General features: G+C 69.8%; 24 protein-coding genes. 15 read left to right on the forward strand and 9 right to left on the reverse strand.

What is annotated here, in order from left to right:
* Window positions 1-7: 7 nt before the first annotated feature.
* Both MIAR_RS03415 and MIAR_RS03420 read right to left on the reverse strand, forming a co-directional pair.
* Complete coding sequence (locus tag MIAR_RS03415) at window positions 8-1,768, reverse strand: glycoside hydrolase family 3 protein (RefSeq protein ID WP_285631316.1); 1,761 nt, start codon at window positions 1,766-1,768, stop codon at window positions 8-10.
* A gap of 15 nt (window positions 1,769-1,783) precedes the next feature.
* Complete coding sequence (locus MIAR_RS03420; protein WP_285631319.1) at window positions 1,784-3,091, reverse strand: MFS transporter; 1,308 nt, start codon at window positions 3,089-3,091, stop codon at window positions 1,784-1,786.
* A gap of 127 nt (window positions 3,092-3,218) precedes the next feature.
* Here MIAR_RS03420 and MIAR_RS03425 point away from each other — a divergent pair, with 127 nt between their 5' ends.
* Window positions 3,219-3,833, forward strand: coding sequence for a TetR/AcrR family transcriptional regulator (locus MIAR_RS03425; protein WP_285631322.1), 615 nt, complete (start codon window positions 3,219-3,221; stop codon window positions 3,831-3,833).
* 7 nt (window positions 3,834-3,840) lie between these two features.
* Here the strand turns inward: MIAR_RS03425 and MIAR_RS03430 are convergent, their stop codons facing one another.
* Window positions 3,841-4,545 (reverse strand): SGNH/GDSL hydrolase family protein, encoded by a 705-nt coding sequence (locus MIAR_RS03430; RefSeq protein WP_285631325.1) that lies wholly within the window; start codon window positions 4,543-4,545, stop codon window positions 3,841-3,843.
* A 73-nt stretch (window positions 4,546-4,618) separates the two neighbouring features.
* Window positions 4,619-5,857, reverse strand: coding sequence for a D-mannonate dehydratase ManD (manD, locus tag MIAR_RS03435; RefSeq protein ID WP_285631328.1), 1,239 nt, complete (start codon window positions 5,855-5,857; stop codon window positions 4,619-4,621).
* A gap of 100 nt (window positions 5,858-5,957) precedes the next feature.
* On the opposite strand from manD, the gene MIAR_RS03440 reads away from it, so the two are divergent.
* Window positions 5,958-6,647, forward strand: coding sequence for a GntR family transcriptional regulator (locus tag MIAR_RS03440; protein WP_285631331.1), 690 nt, complete (start codon window positions 5,958-5,960; stop codon window positions 6,645-6,647).
* Between the two features lie 14 nt (window positions 6,648-6,661).
* On the opposite strand, the gene MIAR_RS03445 is transcribed toward MIAR_RS03440, so the two are convergent.
* Window positions 6,662-7,798, reverse strand: coding sequence for an N-acetylglucosamine-6-phosphate deacetylase (locus MIAR_RS03445; RefSeq protein WP_285631334.1), 1,137 nt, complete (start codon window positions 7,796-7,798; stop codon window positions 6,662-6,664).
* Window positions 7,798-8,556: a 6-phosphogluconolactonase gene (locus MIAR_RS03450; RefSeq protein WP_285631337.1), complete on the reverse strand. Its 759-nt coding sequence runs from the start codon at window positions 8,554-8,556 to the stop codon at window positions 7,798-7,800. Before MIAR_RS03450 ends, MIAR_RS03445 begins: the two co-directional genes overlap by 1 nt.
* A 74-nt stretch (window positions 8,557-8,630) precedes the next feature.
* On the opposite strand from MIAR_RS03450, the gene MIAR_RS03455 reads away from it, so the two are divergent.
* The 7 genes from MIAR_RS03455 to MIAR_RS03485 all read left to right on the forward strand — a co-directional run bounded on the left by MIAR_RS03455 (window position 8,631) and on the right by MIAR_RS03485 (window position 16,247).
* Window positions 8,631-9,638: a LacI family DNA-binding transcriptional regulator gene (locus tag MIAR_RS03455; protein ID WP_285631340.1), complete on the forward strand. Its 1,008-nt coding sequence runs from the start codon at window positions 8,631-8,633 to the stop codon at window positions 9,636-9,638.
* A 32-nt stretch (window positions 9,639-9,670) separates the two neighbouring features.
* Window positions 9,671-10,663 (forward strand): Gfo/Idh/MocA family protein, encoded by a 993-nt coding sequence (locus tag MIAR_RS03460; RefSeq protein WP_285631343.1) that lies wholly within the window; start codon window positions 9,671-9,673, stop codon window positions 10,661-10,663.
* Between the two features lies 1 nt (window position 10,664).
* Window positions 10,665-11,666 (forward strand): Gfo/Idh/MocA family protein, encoded by a 1,002-nt coding sequence (locus tag MIAR_RS03465; RefSeq protein WP_285631346.1) that lies wholly within the window; start codon window positions 10,665-10,667, stop codon window positions 11,664-11,666.
* A gap of 80 nt (window positions 11,667-11,746) precedes the next feature.
* Window positions 11,747-13,036 (forward strand): ABC transporter substrate-binding protein, encoded by a 1,290-nt coding sequence (locus MIAR_RS03470; RefSeq protein ID WP_285631349.1) that lies wholly within the window; start codon window positions 11,747-11,749, stop codon window positions 13,034-13,036.
* 7 nt (window positions 13,037-13,043) lie between these two features.
* Window positions 13,044-13,967 carry a carbohydrate ABC transporter permease gene (locus tag MIAR_RS03475; RefSeq protein WP_285631352.1) on the forward strand — a complete coding sequence of 308 codons (924 nt, stop codon included), beginning with the start codon at window positions 13,044-13,046 and terminating at the stop codon, window positions 13,965-13,967.
* Window positions 13,957-14,871: a carbohydrate ABC transporter permease gene (locus MIAR_RS03480; RefSeq protein WP_425561623.1), complete on the forward strand. Its 915-nt coding sequence runs from the start codon at window positions 13,957-13,959 to the stop codon at window positions 14,869-14,871. The genes MIAR_RS03475 and MIAR_RS03480 overlap by 11 nt, the downstream gene beginning before the upstream one ends.
* Window positions 14,872-14,912: 41 nt before the next feature.
* A complete protein-coding gene (locus tag MIAR_RS03485) occupies window positions 14,913-16,247 on the forward strand; it encodes a mannitol dehydrogenase family protein (protein ID WP_285631355.1) in 1,335 nt (444 codons plus the stop codon).
* A gap of 58 nt (window positions 16,248-16,305) precedes the next feature.
* On the opposite strand, the gene MIAR_RS03490 is transcribed toward MIAR_RS03485, so the two are convergent.
* On the reverse strand, window positions 16,306-17,316 hold the full coding sequence (locus MIAR_RS03490) for a hydroxyacid dehydrogenase (protein WP_285631358.1): 1,011 nt from the start codon (window positions 17,314-17,316) through the stop codon (window positions 16,306-16,308).
* Between the two features lie 144 nt (window positions 17,317-17,460).
* Here MIAR_RS03490 and MIAR_RS03495 point away from each other — a divergent pair, with 144 nt between their 5' ends.
* The 6 genes from MIAR_RS03495 (at window position 17,461) to MIAR_RS03520 (ending at window position 24,203) form a co-directional block, all read left to right on the forward strand.
* Window positions 17,461-18,786 (forward strand): ABC transporter substrate-binding protein, encoded by a 1,326-nt coding sequence (locus MIAR_RS03495; RefSeq protein WP_285631361.1) that lies wholly within the window; start codon window positions 17,461-17,463, stop codon window positions 18,784-18,786.
* The gene (locus MIAR_RS03500) at window positions 18,783-19,754 is read left to right on the forward strand and encodes a carbohydrate ABC transporter permease (protein ID WP_285631364.1); all 972 of its coding nucleotides are present in this window, start codon (window positions 18,783-18,785) and stop codon (window positions 19,752-19,754) included. The genes MIAR_RS03495 and MIAR_RS03500 overlap by 4 nt, the downstream gene beginning before the upstream one ends.
* A complete protein-coding gene (locus tag MIAR_RS03505) occupies window positions 19,751-20,617 on the forward strand; it encodes a carbohydrate ABC transporter permease (protein ID WP_285631367.1) in 867 nt (288 codons plus the stop codon). The genes MIAR_RS03500 and MIAR_RS03505 overlap by 4 nt, the downstream gene beginning before the upstream one ends.
* Before the next feature lie 3 nt (window positions 20,618-20,620).
* Window positions 20,621-21,364: a tyrosine-protein phosphatase gene (locus MIAR_RS03510; protein WP_285631370.1), complete on the forward strand. Its 744-nt coding sequence runs from the start codon at window positions 20,621-20,623 to the stop codon at window positions 21,362-21,364.
* Entirely contained in the window at window positions 21,361-22,647 is a 1,287-nt protein-coding gene (locus tag MIAR_RS03515; protein ID WP_285631373.1) for an alpha-L-fucosidase, read from the forward strand. The genes MIAR_RS03510 and MIAR_RS03515 overlap by 4 nt, the downstream gene beginning before the upstream one ends.
* A gap of 74 nt (window positions 22,648-22,721) precedes the next feature.
* Window positions 22,722-24,203: a polysaccharide lyase 6 family protein gene (locus MIAR_RS03520; RefSeq protein ID WP_285631376.1), complete on the forward strand. Its 1,482-nt coding sequence runs from the start codon at window positions 22,722-22,724 to the stop codon at window positions 24,201-24,203.
* A gap of 262 nt (window positions 24,204-24,465) precedes the next feature.
* Here MIAR_RS03520 and MIAR_RS03525 read toward each other — a convergent pair whose 3' ends face one another.
* Window positions 24,466-25,512 carry a LacI family DNA-binding transcriptional regulator gene (locus tag MIAR_RS03525; RefSeq protein WP_285631379.1) on the reverse strand — a complete coding sequence of 349 codons (1,047 nt, stop codon included), beginning with the start codon at window positions 25,510-25,512 and terminating at the stop codon, window positions 24,466-24,468.
* A 2-nt stretch (window positions 25,513-25,514) separates the two neighbouring features.
* Window positions 25,515-26,840, reverse strand: a complete 1,326-nt coding sequence (locus MIAR_RS03530; RefSeq protein WP_285631383.1) for a mannitol dehydrogenase family protein — start codon at window positions 26,838-26,840, stop codon at window positions 25,515-25,517.
* Between the last annotated feature and the right edge of the window lie 37 nt (window positions 26,841-26,877).

The raw sequence follows: 26,877 nt of genomic DNA on the forward strand, positions 1-26,877 counted from the left end.
CCCGGCGTCAGTACCGCAGGCCGTGGCCGAAGCGGAAGGTGGGATCCTCGGTGTCGAAGGCGACATCGGAACGGCTCGCGACGACTGCGGCATCCGAACGCGGCAGATCGAACGGCAGCGAGCCCTGCGGACCCCGCTCGCCGAACAGCACCCGCAGCACGGCCTCGTCCGAGGCGCCGTAGTCCGCGAGCACGGCGCGAGCCGACTCCTCCAGGCCGCCCAGCACGGCCGGGCGATCGAGGTAGATGTCGATCACCGTCGGCACGGCCTCGGCGATCGCCGTCAGACGGGCGTGCTCCTCAGCAGGGAACTCCAGCGATCCGGAGTGGAACATCGCCGAGAACCCGCCGCGGTCGCGGTCCTCGAAGGGCGCCTTGATGCGCAGGATCGCGACGTCGGCCTCCGCCGGTGTCTCGACGACGGTCGCGTACCCGGCGAGGACGTCGGATGCCACGCCTTCGGCGTAGACCTTCACGCCGCGGGTCAGCGGCAGGATCGCATCCGCGTTCGTGAGCAGGGTCAGCGAATCACTCTGCGCGTCCAGGCCCTCCTGCACGAAGTCCGCACGGCCGACGACGGCCTCGGCGTGCTCCTCGTCGACGAACGGGTCGTCGAACAGCCCGAGGCGGAACTTCTCCCGCAGCAGACGCCGCACCGAGACGTCGAGACGGTCCTCCGCGACCGCACCCGAGGCGAGCAGATCCAGCAGCACGTCGGTGCACAGCTCGCCGCCGAACTGGTCGATGCCGGCGTCCAGCGCCTTCACCATCCGCTCGGGCCGCGTGAGGTGCTCCACGCCCCAGGCCCGCGCCGGCATCGGCGTCCCCAGGATGTCGGCGTCGGTGAGCAGGCCCCAGTCGGTGCAGACGATGCCGTCGAAGCCGAGGCGGTCGCGCAGCAGCGTGGTCAGCACGTCCTTGTTGAAGCCGAAGCCGACCTCCTCCCAATCGGTGCCGACCGGCTTGCCGTAGTACGGCATCATCTGGGTGGCGCCGGCGCCGATGGCCGCGATGAACGGACGCAGGTGGTACTCCTGCTCGCCGCCGGGGTAGACCTGCTCCTTGCCCCACTCGAAGTGCGGATCCTCGCCGTCGAGCTGCGGACCGCCGCCGGGGAAGTGCTTGACCATGGTCGAGACCGACTCGGGCCCGAGCTCCGACCCCATGAACCCGCGGATGTAGCCGACCACGAGCTCGCTGGTGAGGTCGGCGCTCTCGCCGAACGTGCCGTTGATCCGCGACCAGCGCGGCTCGGTGGCGAGGTCGATCTGCGGATGCAGTGCGACGCGCAGCCCCACCGCGAGGTACTCCTGCCGCGCGATGTCGCCGAAGCGCTCGAGCCGCTCCGGCGAGGCGAGGGCGGCGAAGCCGAGCGTCTCGGGCCACTGCGAGAAGGGACCGGCGAACATCGAGGTCAGGGGGTTGTCGCTGAACGCGTGCCGCGGATCGGTCGAGAACGTGATCGGGATGCCGAGGCCGTCCTCGCGGGCGAAGCGCTGCAGCGCGTTGCTCCATGCGGCGAACTCGCGGCCGCTGGGCGCCGAGCCGAGCAGGTTGAAGTGATTCATCCGTCGCTTGCGGATCATCGAGTGCGCCGAGGGCAGCCCGAACGTCGGATTGCCCTCGGACGGGTCGCCGATGCCGACCATGGTGTGGAAGAGCATCCCGGCCTTGTCGGCGGCATCCATCCGGCCGAGCAGGTCCTCGACGCGCTGCTCGATGTCGAGCGCGGCGTCCTGGTACGGGAAGCGCACCTCGGTGTCCGTCATGTGTTCTCTCCTTGACTACTTGACCGACTTGATGAACCAGACGCTGATCGCGCCGAGCACGCTGAGCACGATCGCGATCGGGAAGAGCGCGCCGTAGCCGAAGGCCAGCACGATCGCACCGGCGACGCCGGGGGCGAACGTCTGGGGCAGCGTGGCGGCGATGTTCACGACGCCGAGATCCTTCGCGAAGTTCTTCGCTGACGGGAGCACCTGGCTCATCAGCGCGGTGTCCACCGCCTGGAACATGCCGAACCCGAATCCGCTGATCACGGTCATGATCATCCACGAGGTGTACGAGGGCGTGATCCAGGGCACGACGAGGGCGACCGCCATGAGCAGCGAGGATCCGAAGACGAAGGGCTTGCGGCGGCCGACCTTGTCGGAGAGCGGGCCCGAGATCACCGTGGCGATGAGCACGCCGGCGAGGCTGAGGATGCCCAGGAGCGGGATGACCGCGAACGGGTCCTTCACGCCGAGGTAGTTCTTCAGGATCAGCAGCTGGAAGCCGGTCACGGCGAAGTAGCCGGTGTACAGCAGCAGGCGGCCGGTGAACGCCCAGAAGAAGTCGGGGTGCTTGACCGGGTTGACCCAGAAGGTGCGCAGGAACTCCGCGAAGCTGAACGGCTCGTTCTGGAAGTTGGTGCTCGGGTGGTCGGGGTTGGCGATGACGAAGCCGATCAGCACGACGACGGCGAACGCCGCGAAGATCACATAGCCGAGGGTGATGGTGTGCGCGAGCTGGGAGCCGACGATCTGGCCGCCCAGCGCACCGAGCATGAGTCCGATGCCGGACAGGGCGGCGAAGGTGCCGCGGCGGGCGACCGGCACGCGGTCGGGAAGCACCGCGGAGAGCGGGCCCTGCGCGAAGTTGTAGGCGACCTGGATCAGGGTCCACGCGACGATGATCCCGATGAGGCTGTTCATGAAGCCGAGGACGATGAGGGCGATGCCGCCCACGATCGCTCCGCCGACGATCCACACGGCGCGGCGGCCGGACTTCGCCCGGGTGCGGTCGGAGAGCTGGCCTGCGGCGGGCTGGGCGATCATGGCGCCGAGGGCGCCGATCGTCATGACGATGGCGATGTTCGCGACCTGGGTCTTCTCGTCGGGGAACATCGCGATCAGCTGGGCCTGGAGCAGGATGCCGGGGACCGCGCCCCAGATCACGAAGATCGCGAAGTTGGCGGGGACGATCCACCACAGCAGGCGCCGCACGCCCTTGAGGGGCGCGGGCGGGTCGTCCTCGCCGGAGGCGGTGGCGACGAAGGTGGTCTCGGTGATCGGGGGACGCAGCTCGGGGGCGTCAGATGAAGTCGACGACATTGTCAGTCCTTGCGGGTATGGGCGGGTTCGGTTGGCCGGACAGGGTGCTCGGTGCCGATTGATGGCACGCTAGCATGAAAACCGGCACAAGTGTAGGTTTTCATCTGACGCCTACGATGGGACATCGATGACGACTGAACGCGGATACACCACCGGCCGAGCCCGGCGGGAGCAGATCATCGCGGCCGCGACCGCGCTCTTCGGCCGCGTCGGCTACAACAGTGCGACCATGCTCGAACTGTCGAAGATCTGCGAGATCTCGCGCGCCGGCCTCGCGCACCACTTCCCCACCAAGGAATCCCTCATGGAGGCGGTGCTGGAGACGCGCGACCGCGAGGACCGCGATCGGTTCCGCCGCAACGGGTCACAGGGGCAGGACGGCATCGGGATCCTGCGCGGCATGGTCGACCTCGCCCGGCACAACAGCGGCGTCGGCGGCATCATCGCGCTGTACGCGGTGCTGTCGGCGGAGGCGGCCGACCCGACCCACCCCGCGCACGACTACTTCGTCCGACGCTATGCGCGGATCCGCTCCGGCACGGCGAAGGCCCTGCGGGATGCCAGGGCCGCGGGCTACCTCGCCGAGCACGTCGACGAGGAGCGCGCCGCCGCGGAGCTCACCGCCCTCATGGACGGCCTGCAGCTGCAGTGGCTGCTCGATCCGACGTCCGTCGACATGGCCGAGGCCGTGCGGCTCCGCATCGAGGAGCTGCTCGTCGTGCCGCTGGGCGGGCCCGACTAGAAGGCGCTCAGCGCGCCGCGTGCGCCAGGGCCCGCAGGGCCGGCAGTACGCGGTCGCGCTCCGGCAGCGGCGCGAGCTCGAGCGCCGTCGCGACGCCGAGGGCGAGCACGGCGTGCCCGGCCGCGTTCGGGTGGAACGGGTCGCCCAGCAGTCCCCAGGCGACGTCGTTCACGTGGCCACGGCCCATCTCGGCGAAGCGCGCGAACTGGTCGATGAGGATCACGTCCTGCGCGGCCGCGACATCCCTGATCGCCTGGGCGAACTCGGCGATGCGGGCGCGCTCCGGGGCGTTGCGCACGTCGATCGCGGGCTGGGTCTGCAGAACGGGGATGGCGCCGACGGCGCGCACCCGTGCGACGAACTCGGTGACGGATACCGCGAACTCGGCGGGCTCGATCACCGGGAACACGCCCGCGGTGGAGCAGTCGTTCGTGCCGATCATGAGCGTGACGATGTGCGGATGCCAGGTGGCCACGCGCCGGTCGAAGTCCTCGAGCAGCTGCACGATGCGCCAGCCGCTGATGGCGGTGTCGATGATGACGTCCTGAACGCGGGACATGTCGCCGCGGATCAGCTCGTGCAGGTGGTCGACGTAGTTGCGCGCACCCTGGGTGTGGATGAGTCCATGCGTGATCGAATCGCCGGTGCACACCCAGTTCACGGGCGTGCCCTCGTCGAGCAGGGTGCGCAGGCGGGTCAGGTCAGTGGTCACGCGGATGCTCCTGTCGGGATGGTGCTTCCATCCTGGCGCATCCGGCCCCCGGGCCTCGCCGGGCACGCCCCCGTCACCAGTCGTGGACCGTGCCGTCGGCGAGCCGGTTGTAGGGCAGGTACGCCTGCTCGTACGGATACTTGCCCGCCTCGTCCAGGTCGAGCTCCACACCCAGACCCGGGGCGTCGCCGGGGTGCAGCAGGCCGTTCTGCCAGGTGAACGACTGCTGGAACACCTGGTTCGTGCGCTCGCCGTGCTTCATGTACTCCTGGATGCCGAAGTTGTGGATCGACAGGCCGAGGTGCATGGCGGCGGCCATGCCGACCGGGGAGATGTCGGTCGGCCCGTGCATGCCCGACTTGATCTGGTACATCGCCGCATACTCGAGGGTCTTCTTCAGCGGGCTGATGCCGCCCATGTGGGTGACGGCGCCGCGCACGTAGTCGATGAGCTGCTCGCGGATGATGTCCTTGAAGTCCCACACCGTGTTGAAGATCTCGCCGATCGCGAGCGGGGTGGTGGTGTGCTGGCGTACGAGGCGCAGCGCCTCCTGGTTCTCGGCAGGGGTGCAGTCCTCCAGCCAGAACAGGTCGTAGGGCTCGAGCTCCTTGCCGAGCTTGGCGGCCTGGATCGGCGTCATGCGGTGGTGGCCGTCGTGGAGCAGGGGGAGCTCGGGGCCGAACTCGTTGCGCACCGCCTCGAAGACGCCGGGCAGGTGGCGCAGATAGGCGCGGGTGTCCCAGTCCTCCTCCACCGGCTTCGCGCCGCGACGTGCGGGCTCGTGGTCGTAGCGCTCGTCGCCACCGCCGGCCGCGGCGGACTGCGAGGCGATGCCGTAGATCGCGTTCAGGCCGGGGACGCCGGTCTGGATGCGGATGGCGCGGTAGCCCTGCTCGAGGTGGTCGCGCACCGAGTCGAAGAGCGAGGGCAGGTCAGTGCCGGACGCGTGGCCGTAGGCGAGCAGCCCGGTGCGGGACGCCCCGCCGAGCAGCTGGTACAGCGGCATCCCGGCCTTCTTCGCCTTGATGTCCCACAGCGCCATGTCGACGGAGGCGATCGCCGCCATCGTGACGGGGCCGCGGCGCCAGTACGCCGAGCGGTACAGGAACTGCCAGGTGTCCTCGATGCGGTTCTCGTCGGCACCGATCAGCAGCGGCACGACGTGGTCGCGCAGGTATGAGACCACGGCCAGCTCGCGGCCGTTGAGGGTCGCGTCGCCCAGGCCGGTCACGCCGTCGGAAGTGGTGATCTTCAGCGTCACGAAGTTGCGGTTCGGGCTGGTGACGATCACCTCGGCCTTGTCGATGGTCATCGCTTCTCCTCTCCGCGCACACCTTCGGTGCAGAACTGGTATGGCAGTAATGCAAGCACTGCCATACCAGTTCTGTCAAGAGTCGGGATACTCTCGTCACATGCCCGCTCGCCCCTCCGCCCGCGACGTCGCCTACGCGCACGTCCGTGACGAGATCATCAGCGGTGCGCTCCGGCCCGGGGCCTCGCTGTCGGAGAACGAGCTCGCCGCGACCATCGGCATCAGCCGCCAGCCCGTCCGCGAGGCTCTGCTGCTCATCGCGCAGGAGGGCCTGGTCGAGATCCGTCCGCAGAGCGGCACCTACGTCACGCCCATCGACCCCGATCGCGTGCGCGAGGCGCAGTTCATCCGCGAGGCGATCGAGGTGACGTCGCTCGCATCATGCGCGACGCCGTCGGATGAGCAGGAGCGGATGCTGCGCAGCATCCTCGCCGCCCAGCGCAAGGCGCGCGATCGTGAGGAGTTCTACCCGCTGGACGAAGAGTTCCACCGCGCGCTGCTGGGGCTCGCCGGACACGCGAACGCGTGGGCGGCGGTCAGCGCCGCGAAGGGCCACCTCGACCGCGCCCGCTACGTCGGCATGAGCGCGACGCGGGATGTGCAGGACTATGCGGACGACCACGAGCGCGTCGTCGACGCGCTCGCGGCCGGCGATCCGGATGCCGCCTGTGCGGCGCTGCGCGAGCACCTCCGCTTCGTCTTCGCCGATCTCGAGGCCGTGCGCGAGCAGCATCCGGAGCTCTTCGAGGGCGCGCCTGCGGCGCGAGGAACGCGCCGAACGCGACGGTGACGCGTGTCCGGACCTCAGCGGACCCGCTCGCCGGCGACGTGCACCGACACCGGCGTGATGGCCATGTCGCCCGGCTGCCACGAGAAGCGGAGCACATCCGCTCGGGCGCCGACTCGCCACGGGTCGCGGCCGTCCAGCAGCAGAGACGGCACGATGCTGGCCAGCCGGACGGCATCGGCGAGCGAGCCGAGGATGCCCGCCGCGTTGGCCACGCCGATGTCGAGAGCCTGGACCGATCCGGCGAGGAAGCCCGATGCGACGTGCCGCAGGGCGCCGTCCGCTGCGAGAGCGACGCCGCCTCCGACGGTCGAGACTCCGTCCTCCACGAGAGTGCGAGGGGTCGCCACCGCATCGCTGACCAGGAAGACGCCGTGATCGCGCTTGGCCGCGATCATCGCCTTCAACGTGCTGGCCGGCAGGTGGTGGCCGTCGGCGATCACGCCTGCGGCGAGCCGGCCCTCGGCCAGCTGCGTCCAGATGTAGTTCGGATGCCGCGGCAGCGCCGCGTGCGCGCCGTTACCCAGATGGGTGCACAGCGACGCGCCGGCATCGACCGCAGCCGTGATCTGCTCCTCATCCGCATGCGTGTGTCCCACCGAGACCCGCACTCCGTGCTGGACGAGGTGGGTGACGGCGTCGACCGTTCCTGGGTGGTGCGGTGACAGCGTGACGATCCGGAGCAGGCCGTCCGCAGCCTCCAGCCACGAGTCCAGCTCGCGGACATCGGGTGGCCGGATGTGCTCCAGCGGGTGCACGCCGCGCGGGCCGTCCTGCTCGGAAAGACTCGGCCCTTCGACGTGGATGCCGGCGACCATGGCCGCTGTCAGGGGGTCTCGGCACGCATCGGCGATCGCACCGATGCGTGCGCGCATCTGCTCTCGCGATGCGGTGATCACCGTCGGGAGGAAGCGCGTGACTCCCCGTGCGGCGAGGGCACGCGCCATCCGGGTGATCTCCTCGGCGGACGGACGTGTCGCGTTCGCGTCGCCGTCACCGAACCCGTTCACCTGCAGGTCGACGAGCCCCGGGGCGATCCATGGCGCGTCAGGGGCGACCTCGTCGCCGGTCCGCATCGCGGTGATGAGGCCGTCGCTGATCTCGAGGACCAGGCCCGCGCCGGAGGTGAGGTCCCGGCCCTGCAGCGTGAGCATCAGCGCCGCGCCGGAAGGAGGGAGGCGGCGTCCCGGTCGACATGCACTTCACAATGAGCATGCCGCCGGAGCGCGGTGCACGGCCAGGCGGGGCTGATGGCCTCCTCCATGAGCGCGCGCACCGCCTCGGCCTTGCGCGCGTCCGGCACGGCGCACACGAGATGCGCGCCCCGCAGCAGTGCGGGGATCGTCAGCGTGAGCGCATGGGTCGGCACGGCTTCGAGATTATCGAAGCAGCCGTCATCGACCTGCTGCACGCGGCTGGCCTCGTCGAGGCGCACCTCGCGTACGGCCTCCGGGTCGTCCAGCTCCGCCTCGGGCGGATCGTTGAACGCGATGTGGCCGTTCACGCCGATTCCCAGGCACACCACGTCGATGGGGCCGGCGGAGAGCAGGTCCGTGTACTCCTCGATAGCCGCCTGTGCGCCGGCCTCGGTGCGAAGCGGGTGGAAGCGGGCGCCGGAGATGCCGGCGATCAGGTGCTCTCGCAGCCAGTTGCCGAATCGCTGGGGAGCCGATTCCGGCAGCCCCAGGTACTCGTCCATGTGCAGGACCGTGACCCTGCTCCAGTCGATCCCCGGCTCCTTCGCCAGGGCGCGATAGACATCGAGCTGACTGGGGGCGGCCGCGGCGATCATCCGGGCCGCGCCGCGATCGGTGATCGCGGCGCGAAGCGTCGCGGCGGCCGCACGCGCGGCAGCGGCTCCCATCGAGGAGCGGTCGGAGTGGACGTGCAGGGTGAACGAGGGCTGGTTCATGATGTGGAACACAATAATGCAACCGGTTGCAAAATCAAGTCCCTGTTGTCGTAGGACGCCACTATCGTGGATCCATGACCACCAAACGAAAGGGCGGGGTGACACTCGCCGACGTGGCGCGAGCCGCAGGCGTGTCAGAGTCGACTGCCTCCCGCGCATTCACCCGTCCGGATCTCATCCGGGATGACACCGTCGAGCGGATCAAGCGATTCGCGGCGGAGCTCGGGTACTCGGTGGATCCGCATGCCAGGGCCCTGTCGACGGGACGCACGCAGAACATCGCCCTCATCGTCCCCGACATCGCCAACCCGTTCTTCCCGCCGCTGGTGCGCGAAGTGGAGTCGGGTGCCGAGCAGGCGGATTTCGCCGTGTTCTTGGGGGACTCCGACGAGCGCGCCTCGAGGGAGAAGGTGCTCGTGGATCGCCTCAGCAGGCAGGTCGACGGGTTCATCCTCGCCTCGCCGCGGATGCCGGAGGAGCAGATCAGGGAGCTCGCCGCACGGACGCCGACCGTGGTGATCAACCGGGACGTGGAGGGCGTGCACCGCGTCCTGGTCGACGCTGCGACCGGTGTCCGCGAGGCGGTGGACCTCCTCGCCGCCATGGGGCACACGTCGATCGCGTACCTCGCCGGTCCAGCGGAGACGTGGGCCGATCAGGAGCGCCGCGCGGCCGTGCTCGGGGCTGCGGAGGCTGCTGGCGTCCGTGCCGGCGTGATCGAGCTGGGCAGGCCGAGCTACGAGGCGGGGCGCGAGTGCGTCGGGTCGCTCATCGCGACGGGGGCGACGGCTGCCGTCGCGTTCGACGACGTGATCGCGCACGGCGTCCTCGCCGGATTCAGCCTCGTCGGGCTGAACGTCCCGGCCGACTTCAGTGTCGTGGGATGCGACGACGTCCTGGCGGCGACGACGCTTCCGGCGCTCACGACCGTGTCCGGCGGATCCGCGGCCAGCGGCGCCGAGGCGCTGTCGACTCTCCTGGCGCTGATCGACGACTCGGCGACGGCCCCCGAGCGGACGGCGATCGACGCCCATCTGGTGCACCGTGCGAGCGTCGCGCCTGCTCGTCACATCCGTCGTTGACTTTGCAAGCGGTTGCATGATTCAATGCACGTATGACAGGCATCGTGATCGCCGGCGTGGCGCATTCGCACGTCGACTACGCCCTCGCCGAGATCGGTGCGCGTGATGAGCTGCACCTGCTGGGCGTCCACGACACCGACGCCGAGAGCGCAGCACGTGTGGCGGACACCGCCGGGGCCCCGGCATTCGACTCGCTCGATGACCTACTCGCACTGAAGCCCTCGATCGTCGCCTGTGCGGGCGTCTACAGCGAACGCGCCGACATCGTGACCGCCGCGCTGGACGCCGGCGCGGACGTGCTCTGCGACAAGCCCCTGTGCATCTCGCTCGAGGAGCTCGACCGCATCGACTCCGCGATGCAGCGCACCGGCCGGCATGTCGCGCTCATGCTCGAGAAGCGCACATACCCCGAGACCATCGCCCTGAGCGATGCCCTCCGGGACGGATCGCTGGGGCGGCCCGTGGCCTTCGCCTCCTGGGCGCCGCACAAGCTGCTGCGCGATCAGCGCGCCGCGTGGTTCCTCGATCCCGCGTCCTACGGCGGCATCCTGTCGGACCTGCTCGTGCACGACATCGACATCGCACTGCAGATCACGGGCGCCGAGCACGGCACCGTACGGGGTTGGCTGGGTCCTGCGATCGACACGGGGTTCCACCTGCAGGGCGGCGCGACGGTCGTGTTCGGTGATGAGACGGGACCCCGGCTCAGCGCCGAAGTCGACTGGCTCACGCCCGCCGGCTCGGCGATCCACGGCGACTACCGCATGCGTGTCGTCGGCACCGCGGGAACAGCAGAGCTCTACTGGGGTCGCGGCGAGATCGAGCTGACCACCACGGAGCAGCCGAGGCAGACGCATCGTGACGGCGTCGGGCGGCGCCCCGCCGAGGATGCGCTGGACGCGCTGCTGGCCGGTGGAGAGGCCGCGGTGCTGGCAGGGCGGGAGGCATTGCTGGTGAGTCGCATCGCCCTGCTCGCTGAGCAGAGCGCCCGCTCCGGCGGTATCGAACTCGACTGGAGGGCATGAGATGACCGACATCGCCATCATCGGCGCCGGATTCATCGGCGGCGTGCACGCCCGGCTGATCGATGCCATTGACGAAGCGCGGGTGAGCGCCGTCGTCGACAACGATCTCGACCGGGCTCAGGGCCTCGCAGGCCCCCGAGGGGCGACAGCGGCGCTCTCTCTGGACGCCCTCGCCGCGACCGGGGCGCTGCCCGACATCGTGAGCATCTGCACGGTCAGTGCGGGGCACGCCGACCTCGCGATCCGCGCACTCGAACTCGGATGCCACGTCATCGTGGAGAAGCCCGTCGATATCACGCTCGAGGCCGCGGACCGACTGTCCGTGGCCGCGCAGAAGGCCGATCGCGTGCTGAGCGTGGTCAGCCAGCGCCGGTTCCTGCCGACCTCCGTCGCGCTGCGCCGCGCCATCGACTCCGGCCGGCTCGGACGTCTCACCGGTGGCACGGCGGAGTCCCCGTTCTTCCGCGCCCAGTCCTACTACGATTCCGGCGACTGGCGCGGCACCGTCGACGTCGACGGCGGCGGTGCCCTGATGAATCAGGGCGTGCACGCGCTGGACCTGCTCCTGTGGCTGCTGGGCACCCCCGTGGGCGTGAGCGCCGCGACCGCCTGCGTCGCCCACGAGCGCATCGAGGTGGAGGATGTCGCCGGTGCGGTCTTCCGGTTCGACGGCGGCGCCGTAGGCACGCTGTTCGCCTCGACGGCGGCCTTTCCCGAGAGTGGCGTCAGACTCTCCGTCTTCGGCACCAAGGGCTCCGCGACCATCGCCGAGGGCCGCCTCACGATCCGATACGCCGACGGCGACGAGGGCGTCGAGGATGCAGCGCCGGAAGGCTGGACCAGCATCGACTGGGCGCACCGGGCGCAGTATCTCGATGTCCTCGACGCGGTCGCGACCGGCCGTCCGCCCGCGATCGGCTTCGCCGACGGGCGCCGTGCACTGGCCGCCGTGCTCGGCGTCTACGAGTCCGCTCGCACCGGACGAGCCGTCGCGCTCTCCTGAACGATCCCCACCCGACACCCGATCCCCTCGACCAGGACGGATCCCTCCCGTCCACCAAGCCACCAACGGAGGTAGGCACCATGCACAGCAAGAAACGACTCACCTCAGTCCTCGCCGGTATCGCCGCGGGCGCCCTCCTGCTGGCGGGCTGCTCGTCCAGCGGAGCCGAGCCCGCAGCCGACGGCGGCGACGTCACGATCCGCTTCGCCTGGTGGGGTTCGGATGCCAGGCACACCGCCACCGAGGCCGCCGTCGACGCGTTCGAGAAGGCGAACCCGGGCATCAAGGTCGAGACGGAGTTCGGCGACTGGGGCGGCTACTGGGACCGGCTCGCCACGCAGACGGCGGGTGGGAACACGCCCGACGTCGTGCAGATGAGCGACGCCTACCTCGCGGAGTACGCCGGGCGCGGTGTTCTTCAGCCGCTCGACGACGCGGGCATCGACCTGAAGGGTCTCGATGCGGGCGGAGTGGAGAGCGGCCGGGTGGACGGGAAGCTGTACGCGCTTCAGGCGGGTGCGAACTTCCCCGCGGTCCTCGCCAACCCCGCGCTCTTCGAGGCCGCCGGCGTGCCGATGCCGGATGACGCCACCTGGACCTGGGACGACTACGGTCGCATCGCGGCCGAGCTGTCCGAAGCGGGCAAGGGCTTCGTCGGCACGGACTCGATCATCGGCGACCCGGTGACGAACGCCTGGCTGCTGCAGCACGGGGACTCGCTCTTCACCAGCGACGGCAAGGTCGGCTTCGACGACGACGGGCTCACGGGGTACTTCACGGAGGTGTCCGAGCTGAGCACGTCGGGCGCCGCTCCGAAGGCATCCGTGATCACCGAGCAGATGGTGCTCTCCCCCGATCAGTGGGGGATCGCCACCGGCAAGAGCGCCATGGGCTTCGCCTGGTCGAACCTCCTCACCACGATCGAGGGATCCCTCGGCTCCGACCTGCAGCTGCTGCGACTTCCCTCGGACGGCAAGTCCAAGGGCCTCTACCTCCGCGGCGCGATGTACTACTCGATGGCGGCGACCTCGAAGCATCCCGCCGAGGCGGCCAAGCTCATCGACTTCCTGCTCAACGACAAGGCTGCGGCCGACGAACTGCTGGCCGAGCGCGGTCTGCCGCTCAACAGCGGCAACCGCGAGTACATCGCCGACAAGGTGAGCGAGCCCGAGCAGCGCCTGATCGCCTTCACCGTCGACCACGCCGACGACTTCGGAAAGGCTCCGGCTGTGCCCGCCGTCGGCGGCGGCACGTACGACCAGGTCGTCCAGCGCGCCATCTCCGACGTGCTGTTCGGCACGATCAGCCCGGCACAGGCCTCGGAACGCGTCCACAAGGAACTGACCGATCTTCTCGCCGCTGCGGGCTGACGGAACGATGACTGCGACTTCCGCCCCCCGCATCCCCCGCCGTGTCCGCGCGCGGCGGGGGATGCGGGAATCCCTCGCCGCCTATGGGTTCCTCGCTCCGTGGATCATCGGCATGCTCGCGTTCACCATCGGCCCCGTGATCGCCTCGTTCGTGCTCTCCTTCACGAAGTACAACCTGCTGCAGCCGCCCACGTGGATCGGAACGCGCAACTACGAGCAGATGCTGCAGGACGAGCGCCTGCAGCACTCTCTGGGCGTGACCTTCACGTACGTGGTCACGGCCGTCCCGCTCCAGCTCGTCGTGGCGCTCGGCCTCGCGATGCTGCTGGACCGTGGCATGCGGGGGATGTCGTTCTACCGGTCGGCGTTCTACCTGCCCTCGATGCTCGGCGCCTCGGTCGCGATCGCCGTGCTGTGGCGGCAGATGTTCGGAGCGGACGGGCTCGTGAACCAGGTGCTGAGCATGTTCGGCGTCGAGGGCGCGAGCTGGATCGCCAGCCCGGACACCGCCCTGGGCACACTGATCCTGCTGCACGTGTGGACGTTCGGGTCGCCGCTGGTGATCTTCCTCGCGGGGCTCAGGAACGTGCCCCGGATGTACTACGAGGCGGCGCAGGTGGACGGGGCCGGGCCGGTCCGCCGTTTCATCTCGATCACCCTGCCGCTGCTCTCGCCGATCATCTTCTTCAATCTCGTGCTGCAGGTGATCGGGGCCTTCCAGACCTTCACGCAGGCGTTCGTCGTCTCCAACGGCACGGGTGGGCCCTCCGACGCCACGCTGTTCTTCACGCTGTACCTGTATCAGAAGGGGTTCCCCGGGTTCCAGATGGGCTACGCCTCGGCGATGGCGTGGCTGCTGCTGCTGATCGTGGCGGCGGTGACCGCGCTGAACTTCTGGCTCTCGAAGTGGTGGGTGTTCTATGAAGACTGAGATCAGCGCCACAGAGGCGATCGTCACGGGAGGCGGCTCGCCGGCGCGCCGGCTGCGTTCGAAGGCGGACACCACCGGCGCGAAAATCCGCTCCGTGCTCAAGCACGCCGGGCTGACGGCGCTCGCCGTCCTGATGCTCTATCCGGTGGTGTGGATGCTGGTGAGCTCGTTCCGCCCCACGGCGGAGATCTTCACCACGCCGGGGCTGTCGCTCGAGGGGTTCACTCTCGAGAACTACACGCTGGGCTGGGATGCCCTCTCGCAGCCCTTCGGCCGATACCTGCTGAACTCGGCCCTCGTCGTGCTGGGGGCGATCGTCGGCAACCTGGTGTCGTGCTCGCTGGCCGCCTACGCGTTCGCCCGTCTGGCGTTCAAGGGCCGCAGGTGGATGTTCGGGCTCATGCTGCTGACGATCATGCTCCCGCTGCAGGTGATCATCGTCCCGCAGTACATCATGTTCAACTCGGTCGGCTGGGTGAACACGGTGCTGCCGCTGATCGTGCCGAAGCTGTTCGCCACGGACGGCTTCTTCGTGTTCCTGATGGTGCAGTTCATCCGCGGCCTGCCGCGCGAGCTCGATGAGGCGGCCCGGATCGACGGATGCGGGCACTTCCGCACCTTCTGGCAGATCCTGCTGCCTCTGATGACGCCGGCTCTCGCGACCACAGCGATCTTCACCTTCATCTGGACGTGGAACGACTTCTTCAGTCAGGTGATCTACCTCACCTCTCCGGAGTCGTACACCGTGCAGCCCGCGCTGCGGGCGTTCCTGGACTCGCAGGGTCAGAGCTCGTGGGGGCCGCTGTTCGCGATGTCGATCGTCTCGATCGTCCCGGTGTTCCTGGCCTTCCTCTTCGGCCAGAAGTATCTGGTGCGTGGCATCGCCACCACGGGTCTGAAGTGATCCCGCCCCGCCTTCGGGTGCGTCGACGTCCCCGGCCCCCGGTGCGCATCGTGCACCTGGGGCTGGGGGCGTTCCACCGCTCGCATCAGGCCTGGTACACGGCGAGGGCGGACGAGGGCGGCGAATGGGGGATCGCCGCGTTCACCGGGCGCGGCCCCGAGGCGGCGCGGCTGCTGGGCGAGCAGGACGGGCTGTACACGCTCGTCGAACGCGGTGGCGACGGGGATCGGCTCGAGGTGATCGAGTCGATCGTGCAGACCCACGGTGCGGCGGAGATCACCGCGCTGCGTGAGCTCGTCAGCCGGCCCGAGGTGACGATCGTCACCCTGACGGTCACCGAGAAGGGCTACCGTCTCGGAGCCGACCGCCGCCTGGACGCGCAGGACGCGGACGTGCTCGCCGATGCCGTGACGACGCGCGCGGCGCTCGCCGATGGACGCGATCTCCCCGACGGCGCCCTGCGCACGATGCCGGGACGGCTGCTGTGGGCACTGCTCGGTCGGGCGGAAGCATCGGCGGGTCCGATCGCGGTGATCCCGTGCGACAACCTCGCGGACAACGCCGGGGCTGTGCGGGCATCCGTGCTCGGCATGGCCGAGCTGGTGGGCCGGCTGCCTGGCATCGACGTCGACTGGATCGGGACCTCGGTCGACCGCATCACGCCGCGCACGACCGACGCCGATGTGCGCCTGGTGACGGAGCGCACGGGCGTGACGGATCTGGTGCCGGTGGTGACGGAGTCCTATTCGAGCTGGATCCTGTCCGGCGTGTTCCGGGTCGAGCGGCCGCGCTGGGAGGACGCTGGCGCGACCTTCGTCGACAGGATCGAGCCCTACGAGCGCAGGAAGCTGTGGATGCTGAACGGCGCGCACTCGCTGCTCGCCTATGCGGGGACCCGTCGCGGACACATCACGGTGGCGGATGCGATGTCGGACCCCGAGTGCGTGCGCGCCGTGGAGGCGCTGTGGGATCTGGACGCCAGGCATCTGGCGGGCTCCGGCCTGGCGCCCGACGAGTATCGTGCCGACCTGGCGCGACGGTTCACGAACCGCTCGATCGCGCACCACCTGCGGCAGATCGCGGCCGACGGCAGCGTGAAGCTGCGCGACCGCGTCGTCGGAGCGGTGATGCTCGACCGGCAGCACGGCGGATCCGGCGACGCAGGCCTTCGGGCCGTCGCCGAATGGATCAGCTTCGTGGAGACCGAGCACGCAGCGGGTCGCACGATCGACGACGTCGCCGCAGACGAGATCGGCCGACGCCTTTCGCGTCCGGATCCGATCCGTGGTCTCGTCGAGCTGATCTCACCGGACCTCGCCGGCTCGGGGCCGGCGATGCTCGAGATCGAGCGACTGCGCACCTCGTTCGTGGTCTGATCCTCGACCCGACCGCGGGGCGTAGCCGACCCTCCGGTTCGGCAATCGGTTGCCAATCTCAGGCCATGCGAGCCAGCTGATCGCGCCCCACCCGGTGCTGCAGGGGCAGGCCCTGTGCGAGCCGTCCGAGCTCGTCCGCGACCAGCCTTCCCATCGCGCCGCGGTCATCGCCCATGGAGCCTGCGACGTGCGGCGTGAGCTCGATGTTCGTCAGCTCCCACAGCTCCGAATCGGCTGCCGGCGGCTCCACGACGGTGACGTCCAGCTGGGCCGTCAGATCGGGGCGCCGGCGCAGCACGTCCACCAGACCCTGCTCGTCGATCAGCCCGCCGCGGGCGGTGTTGATGAGCACGGCGCCCTGCGGCATCCGCTCCAGCAGCCCGCGCCCGATCATCCCCGTGGTCTCCGGCAGGAGCGGGGCGTGCAGGCTCACCACGTCCGACCGCTCGAACAGCTCCTCCAGGGTGACCAGGGTCACGCCGAGCGACGCCGCCTGGGCGGCATCCGCGAACGGGTCGTGCGCGAGGACGGTGAGCGCGCTGCCGCGCAGCCGCTCCGCCACCCGCCGGCCGATCTCGCCCAGAGCCCACAGCCCGACGGTCCGGCCCGTCGCGCCGTGCGCGGCGTGCGCGGCCGAGAGGTTGCGGCGCTCGCGGTACAGCCGCCGGGATGCCGCGACGCCGCGTGCGGCGAGCACGATCTGCGCGGCCGTGAGCTCGGCGACCGGCTCGGCGTTCGCCGCGGCGGCCGAGGCGACCTCGATGCCGCGATCCCAGGACGCGTCGGTGACGATGTGCTTGACCGAGCCCGCGGCGTGCAGCACAGCCTTCAGGCGAGGGGCGCGGGCGAGCAGCTCGGCATCGATGACCGGCGCGCCCCAGCCGGTCAGCAGCACGTCCACGTCCTTCAGGGCGTCCGGTTCGCGCGAGAGCTGCTCGGCTGTGATCGGGGGCTGGTCGAACCGTGCGGCGCGGGCGATCGCGGCCAGCGCATCCGCCGGATAGACGTCGTCGCGACGCCGTTCCTCCATGACGAGACGTGCTCGGATGCGAGGATCTTCTTCGGCCACGATGCCTCCAGGAATCGAATTGTGGGGAGCCAGACATCGGATCAATTGTTGACAGTGTCCGCGACCCTAGGTTAGATTCGCGAACAGCGTCTTGCAAAGTGGCAAGCGTTTGCCAACCCGGAGAGAGTCCCCATGCACACAAGGATGAAAGCAGCCGCACTGATCGGCATCGCCACGCTTGCCCTCGCGGGCTGTTCCAGCGCCGCACCCGGCGGCGCGGGGGGAACGGGCGTCAAGCAGGATGAGAAGGCCACCCTCGAGATCTGGACCCGCACCACGCCGGGCAGCCCCAGCGAGGCCGCCACCAAGCGTCAGGTCGAGGCCTTCGAGAAGGCCACCGGCTACAAGGCCGAGGTCACCGCGATCTTCGACGACTTCGAGATTAAGCTCGCCCAGCGTGCCGGCCAGAAGGACCTGCCCGACATCGTGCTCAACGACGTGAGCCAGCTCGGCACGATGCAGTCGCAGGGCATCCTCCGCGAGATCGACCTAAAGGACGTCAAGAACTCCAAGGACCTGACCCCGCAGGCCCTCAAGGCGGGCAAGGCCGTGGACGGCAAGACCTATGGCATCCCCTACTCCGCACAGGCCAACGCCCTGCTCATCCGCAGCGACTGGCTGAAGAACCTCGGTCTCGAGGCGCCGAAGACGTGGGACGAGATGGAGCAGGTCGCCAAGGCGTTCACCGAGAACGACCCCGACGGCAACGGCAAGAACGACACCTACGGACTGGCCGTGCCCGGTTCGACGAAGCGCGGGTACGCGTCGTGGTACTTCTCGAACTTCCTGTGGGCCGCGGGCGGCGACTTCATCACCGGCTCCGGCGACAAGTGGCTGCCGGCGATGACCTCGGACGCCGCGGTCAAGGCCACCACATGGTTCCGCGACCTGCAGTGCAAGGCCGGCGTCGTGCAGCCCGGTGCCCCGAGCATGGACACCCCGCCGACCAACGAGGCGTTCGAGTCCGGCATCGCCGGCATGTACGTCACCGGCCCGTACATGATGCCGCGCTTCGACAAGGTGCTCGGCGCAGACAAGTACGAGGTGGTCCCCGCGCCCAAGGGCCCGAAGGACTCCGCGGTGCTCGCGGAGGGTGGCACGGTCTACCTGATGGCGGGCTCCGAGAACGTGAAGGGCCAGACCGCCTTCGCCGACTGGTACGTCAGCCCCGAGGCGCAGAAGTTCGGCATGGAGGGCACGGATGCCTTCGCCATCCAGCTCCCGGTGAACGAGAAGGTGAAGGTCTCGGACGTCCGTGACGACGCACGCTGGACTGTCTTCCAGGACGCCTATCAGAAGAGCGGCCACTACGCACCGACCATCCCCAGCTGGACCCCGGTGCGCCAGATGAGCGCCGACACCATCAACGCCCTTCTCGCCGACTGCTCGCTCGACGTGAAGGACGAGCTCACCAAGCTCGACGGCAAGCTGACCGCCGAGCTCCTGACGCAGGGGATCCTCAAGCAGTGACCATCGACACAGCCGACGCCGCCACCGCGGCCGACGCTCCCCAGCAGGCGGCGGGGGCCCACACGTCCCCGCCGCCGGCCCGGCGGCGTCGCCGCCACCGAGTCCAGGGCCAGTGGTGGGTCCCGTGGGGGTTCCTCGCCCCCGCCCTCCTGCTGTTCCTGATCTTCCGCTACATCCCCATGGGTCAGGCCATCGGGATGTCGGTGGAGAACGTGCGCCCCTACCTCGGCAACGAGTACGTGGGCATGCAGAACTACCAGACGATCCTCGCCTCGCCCAGCTTCCGCGACGCAGCGGTCAACACCCTGATCCTCGCGGTCGGCCAGACCGCGGGATGCCTGCTGCTGGGCTTCCTGCTCGCACTGCTGCTCGAGGGACAGACCCGCAAGCTGTCGTTCATCCGCTCCGCGGCCTTCCTGCCCGTGGTCGTCCCGATGGCCGTGGTCGCCGAGCTGTGGCGGATCATGTACCACCCGTCTGCGGACGGCTTCCTGAACTCCATCATCGGGCTCGTCGGCCTGGGCCCCAGTGAGTTCATCAACAGCCCCGACTCCTCGATGTGGTCGATCATGGTGATGGGCATCTGGCGCGGCGGCCCCTACGACATGATGATCATCCTCGCCGGGCTCGCCGGCATCGACCGCGGCCTCTACGAGGCGGCGACGATCGACGGCGCGGGCCGCTGGCAGCGCATCCGGCACGTGACCCTCCCCGGGCTGCGCCCCGTGTTCACGATCCTGTTCATCCTCGCCGCGATCCGCGGGTTCCGGGTGTTCACCGAGGTCTACCTGATGACCAACGGCGGGCCGAACGGCTCGACCGAGGTCATCATGACCCTGCTCTACAAGCTGGGACTCGAGCAGCAGAAGCTGGGTGTCGGCTCGGCCGGTGCCGTGCTGCTGTTCCTGGCGACCCTCGTGCTGACCCTCGTGGTGCAGCTGCTGCTCAGAAAGAAGAAGGACGCATGAGCGTCGGAACAGACACCGCCCTCGGCCTCACCGAGAGCCGCACCGTCGTCGGCATCGGCGTGAAGGTCGTGCTGTACGCCCTCGTGGTCGTGCTGTTCGCAGGCCCGCTGCTCGCCCTGCTCTCGGGCGCGTTCAGCGAGGTCTCCGACCCCACCGAGCTCAGCGTCATCCCCAACCGTCCGACGCTGGAGAACTTCTCGGTCGCCGTCGACTTCGGCGTGCTCGGCTACCTGATGAACTCGTTCTTCGTGGTCGGCTTCGGTCTGCTCATGCAGGTGGTCGTCTCGGTGCTGGCGGGCTATGCGCTGGCTCGCAAGAGGTTCCGGTTCTCTGCGCTCGCGCTCGTGGCGATCCTCGCGACGATGATGCTCCCCGACGAGATCCTGGCGCTGCCGCTGTCGATCCTGCTGGCCGATCTGCCCCTCGTGCACATCAACCTGATGGGGACGCTCGCCGGCATGATCGTGCCGATCGGCGCCTGGGCGTTCTCGATCCTGGTGATGACCGAGTTCATGAAGGACGTTCCGCTCGAGCTCGAGGAGGCCGCCCGCATCGACGGCGCCAGCGAGCTGCGGGTGTTCGCGCAGATCATCGTGCCGCTCTGCAAGCCGGCGCTCGGCGTGATCGGCGTGTTCGGCTTCACCATGATCTGGGACCAGTACCTGCTGCCGCTGCTCGTGTCGACCTCCAGCGCCACCTACACGCTGCCCCTCGCACTGCGCACGCTGCGCATCGAGCCCGAGGTCACCCCCGGCGTCGTGATGGCGGCGTCGCTGCTGGCGCTCGCCCCTTCGGTGATCGTGTTCCTGCTGTTCCAGCGCTCGTTCGCCCGCGGTCTCACCTCGGGCGCGCTGAAGGGCTGACGCGTGGTCGTGCTGCAGGGTGTCGTCGGCTTCCGCGACGTGGGTGGGATCCCGGCCGAGGGCGGGATGATCCGCACCGGGCGCCTGTTCCGGTCGGGTCATCTCGCGGCCGCGGATGCCGACGGGGCGATGTTCCTGAAGACCTCCGTCGCGCGGATCGTCGACCTGCGGTCGGACGAGGAGGCGCAGGCGGATGCCACGGCCGTGGCCGGCATCCCGATCACCCGCCTCCCGCTGTACCTCGGCTCCACCCGCTCGTTCTTCGAGCAGGACTTCAGCCTGGGGGAGATCTACGCGCACCTGCTGGCCGAGTCGTCGGCGCAGCTGGTGGATGCCGTGCGCGTGATCGCGGCTGGCGAGCCGACGCTCGTCCACTGCACGGCGGGCAAGGACCGCACGGGCGTCGTGATCGCGCTGGCGCTGTCGGCGGTCGGTGCGGAGCGGAATGCTGTGGTCGCCGACTACGCGCGGACGGCCGACCTCATCCCCGCCGGCCACCGCCGTGCCACGTCCGAACGCCTGGCGGCGAAGTATCCGCAGTCGCAGCACGCCTGGATGCTCGCCACCGAGTCCCCCGCCGAGGTGATGGCGCAGACGCTGTCCGATCTCGACGCGCGCTGGGGATCGGCATCCGCCTACCTGCGCGCGCACGGCCTGACCGACGACGAGCTGGCGGCGCTCGGCGCCGCGCTCGTCGAGCCCATCCCGGCATCCGCCCCCGTCACCACCCGAGGAGCTCACGCATGACGGCATCCGCCGCAGAGATGGCCTGGTTCACCGAGGCGCGCCTCGGCATGTTCGTGCACTGGGGGCTGTACTCGCTCGCCGCGCGGCACGAGTGGGTGAAGAATCGCGAGCGGATGACGGACGCCGACTACGAGCCGTACCGCGAGCACTTCGACCCCGACCGCTACGACCCGCGCGCCTGGGCGCGCACCGCGAAGGCGGCCGGTGCCGGCTACGTCGTTCTCACCGCGAAGCACCATGACGGGTTCTGCCTGTGGGATTCGAAGCTCACCGACTACACCGTGATGAACACGCCGTATGGGCGCGACGCCGTGGCCGAGTTCGTCGAGGCCTGCCGCGCCGAGGGACTGCGCGTGGGCATCTACTACTCGCTGATCGACTGGCACCACGAGGCCTTCCCCGTCGACGGCACGCACCCGCAGCGCGACGACGAGGAGTTCAAGGCGGCCACCGCCGATCGCGACGTGCGCGACTACCAGCCCTATCTGCACGGGCAGGTGCGCGAGCTGCTCACGGAGTACGGGCGCATCGACTACCTGTTCTTCGACTTCTCGTACACGCACCGCGTCGACTACTGGGGCGGCAAGGGCGCGGAGGACTGGGATGCCGAGGGGCTGATGGCCCTCATCCGCGAGCTGCAGCCGCACGTGATCGTGAACGACAGGATGGGCATCCCGGGCGACATCGTCACGCCTGAGCAGTACCAGCCGCTCGAGCCGATGCGCCGCGACGGCGTGGAGGTGCCCTGGGAGGCATGCCAGACGCTCAACGGCAGCTGGGGCTACGACCGCGACAACCTCGACGTGAAGAGCCCGGAGTCGCTCATCCGACTGCTGATCGACGGCGTCTCGAAGAACGGCAACCTGCTGCTGAACGTCGGTCCGGACGGGCGCGGGCGCATCGACCGCACCGCGCAGCGCACCTTCGACGAGATCGCGGCCTGGATGGACGACCACGCGCGGTCGATCCACGGCGCCGGTCCCGCCCCGTGGCAGGCGCCCACCGGCACGCGCTACACGCTGCGCGGCGACCGCCTGTATGTGCACCTGTTCGACTGGCCGTTCAAGCACCTGCACCTGCCCGGCCTAGCGGGGAAGGTGCGCTACGCGCAGCTGATGTCGGATGCCTCGGAGCTGGTGCCCGTGCACATCGACCCGAACCGCCCTGCGCAGAACACCCTGATGGGCGGCCTGCCGGAGGGCACCTACACGCTGCAGCTGCCCGTGCAGCGCCCCGACACCCCCGTCCCCGTCGTGGAGCTGTTCCTGACCGACCCCGTCTGACCCCACAACCCGGTCGCCTGGACCGAGACCGCCGCCGGCGGTCTCCTCGGCGACCCCTCGAAGAGGAGGAAGAAATGAAGAGAAGGACGTTCATCCTGTCGGCCATGGCCGGTGCGGCCACCGCCGTGGTCGGCGCCCAGGCCGCCGGTGCATCGATGCTCGGCGTCGGCCCGGCCGCATCCGGCGTCGTGCCGATGCTCCCGGGCGTCGGACCGTACTCGCGCGCGTCCTCGCTGGCCGAGCTGCGCGCGGCGATCGCCGCCGCTCCCGAGGGCGGGACGATCATCGTCGCGAACGGCACCTACGCCGTGCCGGAAGGGGAGCCCATCGATCTGACGGGCGTCGGGGGCCGCTGGAACAAGCCGCTGATGATCACGGCGGAGTCGATCGGCGGGGTCACGTTCACCGGGGCGGAGAGCTTCCGGTTCGGCGGCACGCACGACCTCGTGCTGCGCGGCTTCGTCTTCACGCAGTCGACCACGTTCGAGCTGCCGGCGGACTGCCAGTCGATCACCCTCAGCCGCAACGACTTCCAGCTGGCCGACATCGAGGGCCTGCTGTGTGTGATGGTGCGCGCGGACGACTCGGTCGTCGAGTACAACCACTTCCACAGCAAGTCGACGCTCGGCGTCTTCCTCGGCGTGGAAGGCGCCGGCAGCACCGAGATGGCGCAGAACGTGCGCATCCACCACAACTACTTCAGCGACCACACCTTCCCCGGGGACAACGGCGGCGAGCCGATCCGCCTGGGCGTGAGCCCCCGCGCGCTGAGCAGCGCGCACGCGATCGTCGAGTACAACCTGTTCGAGCGCTGCAACGGCGACCCCGAGGCGATCTCGGTCAAGTCCAGCGACAACATCATCCGGTACAACACCATCCGCGACAGCGGCGGCGGCATCGTGCTGCGGCACGGCAACCGCAACCGGGTGGAGTCGAACCACATCATCCGCGGCCTGCGCGGCATCCGCATCTACGGCAACGACCACGTGATCGTGAACAACTACATCGGCGAGACCGCCGACACGGCGTTCGTGCTGGGCGCGGGCACCGAGCGGGATCACTACGAGGGCGAGCCGGCGGCCTCGCGCAAGAAGAACGATGCGGCCGACCGGGTGCACATCGCCCTGAACACGGTCTACGGCAACGCGGGCGGCATCTCGTGTGAGACGCACCGTCCCGTCACGCCGATGGACTGCGTGATCGTCGACAACATCTTCCAGGGCGACGCGGGCACGCTGAGCGAGGTGGCGAACTCGATCGGTTTCACCTGGGCGGGCAACCTGTTCTGGGGTGCTGCTCCGGACGGCGACATGCCGGCGTCCGGCTTCACCCGCGTGGACCCCAAGCTCGCGAAGGATGCCGACGACGTGTGGCGCATCGGCTCCGGCAGCGCCGCGGTGGATGCCGCGACGCGTGACCACCGGGCCGTGGTGCGCGACGACATCGACGGTCGTCAGCGCCTCGGGACGGCGGATGTCGGAGCCCATGAGCTGAGCATGGCGGCACCCCGTCGCAGCCCGCTCGCGGCATTCGAGGTCGGCCCTCTCTCGCACTGATCTGGCAAGCGGTTGCCGTGCTGCGTGTCCTGAGTGTCCCGCAGCGCGGCGACCGCCGTCGGTGTCCCACAAGTGGCGGGTGCACGGGCATCCGTCGCGCCACCTGTGGGACGCGCTGCGCCGTGTGTCTCAGAACTGGTGAGTCCGCCTCGATGTGACCCGCCACTGCTGGGACATGCCGTGGCTCCGGCGCCCCGCGACCCGGCACTGCTGGGACACACCGCGGCGCAGGTCTCGGTCGGTGCGTGTCCGAGCGGCGGCGTCAGGCAGCCGGACCTGTGGAGCCGCGCACCACCAGCGTCGTCTCGAGGTCGAAGCCCACGTACGGCGCGGCATCGCCGGCGACCCGTGAGAGCAGCGCGGTCATCGCATGGTCACCGGCCTCGCGCAGCGGCGACTTGACCGTCGTGAGCGAGGGCGAGGTGAAGTCGGCGCCGAAGATGTCGTCGAAGCCGATCACGCTGAGGTCGGCGGGGATGCGGATGCCGGTCTCGACCAGCTCCTGCATCAGGCCGATCGCGATCAGGTCGTTGTACGCGACCACCGCCGTCGCGCCGCTGTCGCGGGCGGCGCGCGCCGCGCTGCGGCCTCCGGCGACGGTGGGAGCCACAGAATCGAGCGCGATGAGCTCGATGTGCGCCCACTCGCAGCGCTGGGCGAGCAGCTCGCCGCGGCGCCGCGCCATCCACGACAGGGAGGGCCCCGGCAGGTACGCGATGCGCGAGTGGCCGAGACCGCGCAGGTGACGCACGGCCTCCGCGATGCCGTGCTGGGCGTCCGGGACGACCGAGAGCACGTCCTCCACCTGGCGGTTGACGACGGCGACCTGCTTCTGCCCGGCGAGGGCGCGGATGTGCTCGTCCGGCATGCGCGGCGTGGCCAGCAGCAGCCCGTCGACCATGCGCAGCATCCGCTCGGCGCGCTCGTACTCGCGCTCGTCCGACTCCTCCGACTCGGTCAGCACCAGGGTGTAACCGGCGCGGGTCGCAGCGGTCTCGGCGCCGCGCACGACGTCGAAGAACACCGGGTTCGTGATGTCGGCGACCACCAGCCCGATGATCGAGGTGCGCCCGGTCGGCAGGGCGCGGGCCATCGGATTCACCTGGTAGTGCAGGGTTTCGGCGGCGGCGCGGATGCGGCGCTCGGTGGCGGCGCTGACGCGTCCGGGACGGTTCAGTGCACGCGAGACCGTGGACGGGTTCACGCCCGCGAGCCGGGCGACGTCATAGATCGTCGCACTCTCGCCGGGGCGCACGTGCTCGCCCGCGGGCCCGCCCGTCGCGGCGTCGACGGTCTCGTCGTCGGCCATCCTCAGCTCCTCACTGCGCCGGCGCGCGGAACCGCGCCGGCGGACATCTCCCCCAGCCTACGGATCTCGCGCTCGATCGCCGCGCGCATCGCGGCGGCGACATCGGCGTCGTGCCCGGTCAGGAGCCGGTCGAGCGCGTGCCCGGATGCTCCGCTCCACCGCATCCAGGCGGCGATGGCGGATGCCGGCGCCGACGCGCTCCCGCCACTGCGCACGGCGTGCGCGAGCACGGGGACCACGCGGTGCCGCAGCTTGATCTCTCCGTCCAGCGCGATCTGCGCCAGCGCATGGCGGATGCGAGGATTCGCGAACCGGCCGCGGGTGGCGTCGACCGCCTCGTCGAGCTCGGGCCTGGGCAGTGAGCAGCTGTCCGCCGCGGCGACCCAGTACTCCTCGACCTGTTCGCGCACCGCCGGATCGGCGAAGGCGTCTGCGACGTGCTGGTGCCCTGCGAGCAGACCGCGGTAGGCCAGCAGGGAGTGCGCGCCGTTGAGGATGCGCAGCTTGCGCTGCTCATAGGGCGCGAGGTCATCGGTCAGGCGCACGCCCGCGCGCTCCCAGTCGGGACCGGTGAAGCCGCGCTCGATGATCCACTCCGAGAACGGCTCGGTGACGACGGCCGCCTCGTCGCGGATTCCGGTGGCGCGCTCCACGGCGTCGATGTCGGCCGGCACGGTGCGGGGCGTGATGCGGTCGACCATGGAGGAGCGGAAGCCGACGTTCGCGTCGATCCAGGCGGGCAGTGCGGGGTCGAGCTCGGCCGCGGCCTGCAGCACGACCGCGCGGGTGATCGCGCCGTTGCCCGGCAGGTTGTCGCAGCTGATCACGGTGAGCGGCCCGGCATCCGCTGAGCGCCTTGCGGCCAGTCCGCTGGCCAGGCGCACCGGGGCCGTGGCGAGCGCGGCATCCGCTCCGCTGCGCGCCGCGCGCAGGTCGGCGACGACCGCAGCATCCGCAAGGTCGAGGTTCCCGTGCGCGTCCGCGCGGTACCCTGCCTCGGTGACGGTCAGGGTGATGAGGCGCGTGCCTGGCGCGGCGACGCCCTGCTCCCAGGCGGGTCGGTCTGCACCGTCGTGGGCGGAGCGGACGCTGTCGATCCGCTCGAACCGGTCGCCGTCCGGCCCGCGGGTGATCAGCGTGTAGCTGCCGCCGGATGCCTGCAGCAGACGCGCCTGCTCGGGGGAGCGCCCGGTGAACGCGACGATGCTCCACGGGTCGTCGGACGTGGAGGCGAGATGCGTGTACCAAGCCTGGTGCGCCCGGTGGAACGCGCCCACGCCGAGGTGCACGATGGTCGATCCGCGGTGCCGATCCGGTCGCTCCGTCATGTCCGCCCTCCCGGCGCTTCGAACCGTTTCGAGACGC

Origin of the sequence: Microbacterium arabinogalactanolyticum (assembly GCF_030268005.1) — a bacterium.
GTDB classification, from domain to species: Bacteria; Actinomycetota; Actinomycetes; order Actinomycetales; family Microbacteriaceae; genus Microbacterium; species Microbacterium arabinogalactanolyticum.